General features: G+C 69.7%; 1 protein-coding gene. It reads left to right on the forward strand.

Annotated features, from left to right (window positions below):
* Positions 1–236: 236 nt before the first annotated feature.
* Complete coding sequence (locus ACWGI8_RS44455; protein ID WP_453669343.1) at positions 237–1,121, forward strand: aminoglycoside phosphotransferase family protein; 885 nt, start codon at positions 237–239, stop codon at positions 1,119–1,121.
* Positions 1,122–1,193 lie beyond the last annotated feature (72 nt).

A 1,193-nucleotide genomic window follows, 5' to 3' on the forward strand; every position in this document is an offset into this window, starting at 1 on the left:
GAACTCAGCCGCGTCGGGTCGGGGTCCGTGAGCCGGCAGTTCCCTGACCGCGGCCAGAGCCGCGATGGCCACGGACCCGTTCTCGTTCCCACCGGCATATATGAGTTGACGACAACGTCGCAGCGCGCTTGTATCAACGCCGGCCTGGTCGCCCACAACGATCGTCGGCCCGTCCCCGCGCCCGGCTACGTCGCCCGGGCCGGGCGCTGTGTCTCACTCCGGTTCGGAAGGTACCCATGTGCGCTCGCAGGATGCACGTTGACGAAGTGAGCACGGACGCATCTCTGGTGCGCCGGTTGCTCGGCGCGCAGTTTCCGCAGTGGGCAGACCTCCCCGTCACGCACATCGATTCCGCCGGCACATCCAACGCCATGTACCGGCTCGGCGAGGACATGGTCGTACGGCTCCCGCGCATTGCGGGGGCCGCCGGTGATGTGACGAAGGAGCACCAGTGGCTGCCGCGGCTCGCCCCACCGCTTCCCGTCGCCGTTCCCACCCCGCTGGGCAAGGGAATACCCGCCGAGGGCTATCCCTGGCATTGGTCCGTCTACCGCTGGCTCGAGGGCGAGAACCCGGCCGTCGGCCGTATCGCCGAACCCGACGGGCTCGCCGGAGATCTGGCGGAGTTCGTCGCCGCGTTGCAGCGAATCGATCCCACGGACGGGCCTCCCGCATACCGCAGTGAACCCCTGGCGATACGGAACGCCATGACGCGCGACGCGATCGAAGCACTGCGAGGGACCATCGACACAGACGCGGCAACCACCGCATGGGACGCGGCCCTGCGGGCCCCCGCCTGGCCCGGCCCGGTCGTCTGGGTCCATGCGGACCTGCAACCCGGGAATCTGCTGATCGTCGAGGGCCGGCTCAGCGCCGTCATCGACTTCGGATGCCTGGGACTGGGCGATCCCGCCGTCGACCTCATCGTCGCGTGGTACCTACTGCCCGCCGAGGCGCGCCACGTCTTCCGCGCCGCGTTGGGGGCCGACGACGCGACCTGGGCACGAGGTCGCGGCTGGGCGCTCTCGATCGCGCTCATGGAACTCCGGTACTACCGCGAGACGAACCCGGTCATGGCGGCCATCGCACGGCATGTGATCCGTGAGGTCCTCCCGGTGTGAGCCTGATGGGCTGTGGGGCTGTGCCCGCGGCGGCGCAACGCCCCGGACGGTCCACACGCCTGGATCCATGAG

This window comes from Streptomyces sp. NPDC054841 (assembly GCF_053611045.1).

Coding starts and splice junctions, on each gene's coding strand:
- ACWGI8_RS44455 (WP_453669343.1), top strand. CDS start 237: ATGTGCGCTCGCAGGATGCACGTTGACGAAGTGAGCACGGACGCATCT.